At 70.0% G+C, this 3,971-nt stretch carries 6 protein-coding genes; 4 read left to right on the top strand and 2 right to left on the bottom strand.

Annotated elements, in window-relative coordinates; genetic code table 11:
• Positions 1 to 414: 414 nt before the first annotated feature.
• Complete coding sequence (locus tag VN520_RS10635) at positions 415 to 708, bottom strand: MTH1187 family thiamine-binding protein (RefSeq protein ID WP_031091528.1); 294 nt, start codon at positions 706 to 708, stop codon at positions 415 to 417.
• Entirely contained in the window at positions 705 to 1,055 is a 351-nt protein-coding gene (locus VN520_RS10630; RefSeq protein ID WP_325746621.1) for a DUF3817 domain-containing protein, read from the bottom strand. The genes VN520_RS10635 and VN520_RS10630 overlap by 4 nt, the downstream gene beginning before the upstream one ends.
• A gap of 209 nt (positions 1,056 to 1,264) precedes the next feature.
• On the opposite strand from VN520_RS10630, the gene VN520_RS10625 reads away from it, so the two are divergent.
• The 4 genes from VN520_RS10625 to VN520_RS10610 all read left to right on the top strand — a co-directional run bounded on the left by VN520_RS10625 (position 1,265) and on the right by VN520_RS10610 (position 3,925).
• A complete protein-coding gene (locus tag VN520_RS10625) occupies positions 1,265 to 1,897 on the top strand; it encodes an AIM24 family protein (RefSeq protein WP_325746623.1) in 633 nt (210 codons plus the stop codon).
• Complete coding sequence (locus VN520_RS10620; RefSeq protein ID WP_325746620.1) at positions 1,897 to 2,547, top strand: AIM24 family protein; 651 nt, start codon at positions 1,897 to 1,899, stop codon at positions 2,545 to 2,547. The genes VN520_RS10625 and VN520_RS10620 overlap by 1 nt, the downstream gene beginning before the upstream one ends.
• A gap of 2 nt (positions 2,548 to 2,549) precedes the next feature.
• Positions 2,550 to 3,353 (top strand): AIM24 family protein, encoded by an 804-nt coding sequence (locus VN520_RS10615; protein WP_325746622.1) that lies wholly within the window; start codon positions 2,550 to 2,552, stop codon positions 3,351 to 3,353.
• Positions 3,354 to 3,448: 95 nt separating this feature from the next.
• A complete protein-coding gene (locus tag VN520_RS10610; protein ID WP_325746619.1) occupies positions 3,449 to 3,925 on the top strand; it encodes a MarR family winged helix-turn-helix transcriptional regulator in 477 nt (158 codons plus the stop codon).
• Positions 3,926 to 3,971: the final 46 nt, after the last annotated feature.

Below are 3,971 nucleotides of genomic sequence, written 5' to 3'. Positions count from 1 at the left end.
CAGTCCGGCGAGCGCGGGAGCGAGCGCCATGAGGAGGGCTGTTCCTATTCGGTACCTCTCGGCGCGCGGGAGGCCGCGGTACCGCACCCGGTACCCCGCCGCGGGCGGCTCTCCGAGCGGCCCCGGGGGACGGCTGCGGCTGTCGTGGTCGTAGCACTCCGACGGCATCAGGCCTCCCGTGGTCGGAACACGCCGGTGTCCCCACAGAAGGGGAGACCGAACGCCGTGTCGACCCGGCAGGTCCGAGTGAGGGGTTTTCTTCGGCCGAACGGGAAGAGCCCCCGGCGCCGGGGGCTCTTCATGCGCACGGGAGGCTCCCGGCGTGCGCGGGGGCTCTCGTACGGGAGGCGCGGGCGATCCCGTACGCGGGGCGCGCGGGCTCTCGTACGGGGCGCGCGGTGCGCGGACGGGGCGTCAGCCCGCCAGGTGCCGCTCCACCGTCTCGACCTTGGAGGTCAGACCGTCGGTGACGCCCGGCCGGATGTCGGCCTTCAGCACCAGGGAGACGCGGCCCGCACGGGCCTCGACGGCGGCGACCGCACGCTTGACGACGTCCATGACTTCGTCCCACTCACCCTCGACCGAGGTGAACATCGCGTCCGTGCGGTTGGGCAGCCCGGACTCGCGGACGACCCGGACGGCGTCGGCGACGTACTCGCCGACGTCCTCCCCGACACCCAGGGGACTGACGGAGAAGGCGACGATCACGCGCTGACCGTCCCCTCGGCACGGGCACGGGCGGCGATGACGCCGTCGGCCTCGTACTTCTTGAGCAGCTTCTCACCGTAGAGGCCGCCGAAGGGCACCACCGCGAGGAGGAAGAACAGGGCGACGCGCTTGAGCGGCCACTTGGCCTTGACCCATACGTCCAGCAGGAAGATCACGTAGATCGTGAAGAGCAGGCCGTGCAGCGCGCCGAGGGGCGGCATCAGGAAGTCGATGTCCGAGACCCGCATGAGCAGCGAGCCGAAGATGAGCAGCGCCGGGAAGGACAGCGCCTCGGGAAGCGAGATGAGGCGCAGCCGGTGCAGGGCGGAAGCGGTCTTGATGTCCACGAGGGCACCTTCGGTGGGAGGGGCGTGTCGGCTTGTGAACGCAGGCACAAGCAGAGCCATTGTGGCATCGTTCCCGGGCCCCCCGGGCGGGGGGTCGCCGTCCGGCCGGCGCTGCGCGTATCAGTGCGCATCAGGGTCATGCCGGGGAGGGGATCGGCCGCCGGTCCCTGTCCGGCGGAGCGCACTGCGGCTAACGTCGCACCGTGGCGATGTTCCGACTCCAAGGCAGCAAGACGCTCGCCGTCGATCTGACGGGCGATGCGGTCAAGGCGAAGAACGGCTCGATGGTCGCGTACGACGGCCGGATGGCTTTCAAGAAGATGTCGGGCGGCGGTGAGGGCCTGCGCGGCATGGTGACCCGCCGGCTGACCGGCGAACAGATGGTGATGATGGAGGTGAAGGGGCAGGGCACCTGCTATTTCGCGGACCGGGCGAGTGAGATCAACCTCGTCTCTCTGCACAGCGACACGTTGTACGTCGAGGCGAGCAATCTGCTGGTCACCGACGCCGGACTGCGCACCGGCACCTCCTTCACGGGCCTGCGCGGCGGCGCGAACGGCAACGGGCTGTTCACCACGACCGTCGAGGGCACCGGCCGGGCGGCGATCCTGTCGGACGGATCGGCCGTGGCGCTGCGGGTGGCACCCCAGTACCCGCTGAACGTCGACCCCGGCGCCTACATCGCCCACCAGGGCAGGCTCCAGCAGCACTTCCGGTCCGGGGTGAACTTCCGGACGTTCATGGGTGAGGGTTCCGGCGAGTCCTTCCAGATCCGCTTCGAGGGCGACGGCCTCGTCTACGTACAGCCCAGCGAACGGAACACCCTCGGGGGCGATGTCTGATGCCGTTCCGTGAGATCAACTCGAAGATGGTCGAGGCCGTGGTGAGCCCCGGCCGGAAGATGTACAGCCAGCGCGGCGCGATGCTCGCGTACCGGGGCGACGTCTCGTTCACCCCGAACATCCAGGGCGGACAGGGCGGCCTGGGGTCGATGATCGGCAGGCGGGTGGCCGACGAGGCGGCCCCGCTGATGACGGTCGAGGGCAGTGGCACGGTGATGTTCGGCCACGGCGGCCACCACATCCAGGTGATCGACCTCGCCGGCGACACCCTCTGCGTGGAGGCCGACCGGCTGCTCGCCTTCGACGGGACGCTCCAGCAGGGCACCCTGTTCCTGGGCTCCCAGGGCGGGGTGATGGGCATGGTGCGCGGCCAGGTGACCGGGCAGGGCCTGTTCACGACGACGCTCAAGGGCCACGGCGCGGTCGCCGTGATGGCGCACGGCGGGGTGATCGAGCTGCCGATCACCCCGGGCAGGCCGGTCCATGTGGACCCGCAGGCCTACGTCGCCCACCACGGGGACGTGGCCAACAAGCTGTCCACCGCGCTCGGCTGGCGCGACATGGTGGGGCGCGGCTCGGGCGAGGCGTTCCAGCTGGAGCTCAGCGGCAACGGAGCGGTGTACGTCCAGGCGTCGGAGGAGAAGCTGTGAGCATGCCGGAGTGGGGCCTCCCCGGGGCCGCCGGGCCCGAGGGGGCCTTCGATCCGATGACGCTGCCGTCGGACGACAACGTCAACGCGTACACCTTCTGTGTGGAGCTCAAGGGGAGCCAGTGGTTCCTGCAGAAGGGCAAGATGATCGCCTATTACGGGCAGATCGACTTCAACGGCATCGGGCACGGCCGCTTCGAGCGGCTGATCCGTACGAGCTTCCACTCCCCGCTGCACGCGAGCGACTGGGTGGTGGCCGAGGGCAGCGGCAAGATGCTGCTCGCCGACCGGGCCTTCGACGTGAACTCCTTCGACCTGGAGGACGGCAACCTGACGATCAGGTCCGGCAACCTGCTGGCCTACCAGCCGACGCTGGCCCTGAAGCAGTCGATCGTGCCGGGCTTCCTGACCCTGATCGGGACGGGGAAGTTCGTCGCCGCGTCCAACGGCCCGGTGGTCTTCATGGAGCCGCCGCTGCGGGTGGACCCGCAGGCGCTGGTGGGGTGGGCCGACTGCCCCTCGCCGTGCCACCACTACGACCACGGCTACATGACGGGCGTGATGGGCGGCCTGCGCTCGCTGACCGGGATCGGCGGCACCTCGGGGGAGGAGCACCAGTTCGAGTTCGTCGGGGCGGGCACGGTCCTGCTCCAGTCGACCGAGCTGCTGATGCCCGAGCAGGCGACGGGAGCCGTCCCGCACGAGCCGGGTGTGCCGGGAGGCGGTTCCGGGGGCGGCGGTCAACACGGCTCCACACCCCGCATGCCCGGTCAGCTGGGGGACCTCCAGCGTCGCTTCGGGCTGTGAACGGTAGTCTGCGGAGTGTGACGCCCGGCAGTGCGTGCGAGGCGTCACACTCCCAGACTTCGTCCGGCTTTCAACATCTTAGGTAGAATCCATACATGGAGACCGAGACGGCCACCCGCTGGCTGACCGATGCCGAGCAGTGCGCCTGGCGCACCCACCTGGACGTCAGCAGACTGCTGACACATCAGCTGGAGAAGGACCTCCAGCCGTTCGGCCTGACCATGAACGACTACGAGATCCTGGTCAACCTCTCGGAGTCGGAGGACCAGCGCATGCGGATGAGCGACCTCGCCTCCGCGACGCTGCAGTCCAAGAGCAGGCTCTCGCACCAGATCACCCGCATGGAGAACGCCGGCCTGGTCCGGCGCGAGCACTGCGAGTCGGACCGGCGCGGCCTGTTCGCGGTCCTCACCGACCTGGGCGGCGAGACGATGCGGAGGGTCGCGCCGCACCACGTCGAGTCGGTGCGCAGGCACTTCATGGACCTGCTGTCCCCCGAGGAGCTCGCCGGAGTGCACACGGCACTGACCCCGGTCGCGGAGCATCTGCGCGGCAGGCGCGGCAAGCCGTAGCGGGGCCGCGCTCAGCCGTCGCCGGCCGCCGGCCCCCTGCCGGGCC

Source organism: Streptomyces sp., from assembly GCF_035563135.1.
Taxonomy (GTDB): Bacteria; Actinomycetota; Actinomycetes; order Streptomycetales; family Streptomycetaceae; genus Streptomyces.
The sequence above is the reverse complement of the archived record's forward strand: the minus strand, read 5'-3'. Positions and strand labels throughout refer to the sequence as shown.

Bases quoted from the DNA above. Each gene is read 5' to 3' on its own strand.
- VN520_RS10625 (WP_325746623.1), top strand. From the start codon at position 1,265: ATGTTCCGACTCCAAGGCAGCAAGACGCTCGCCGTCGATCTGACGGGC.
- VN520_RS10620 (WP_325746620.1), top strand. From the start codon at position 1,897: ATGCCGTTCCGTGAGATCAACTCGAAGATGGTCGAGGCCGTGGTGAGC.
- VN520_RS10615 (WP_325746622.1), top strand. From the start codon at position 2,550: ATGCCGGAGTGGGGCCTCCCCGGGGCCGCCGGGCCCGAGGGGGCCTTC.
- VN520_RS10610 (WP_325746619.1), top strand. From the start codon at position 3,449: ATGGAGACCGAGACGGCCACCCGCTGGCTGACCGATGCCGAGCAGTGC.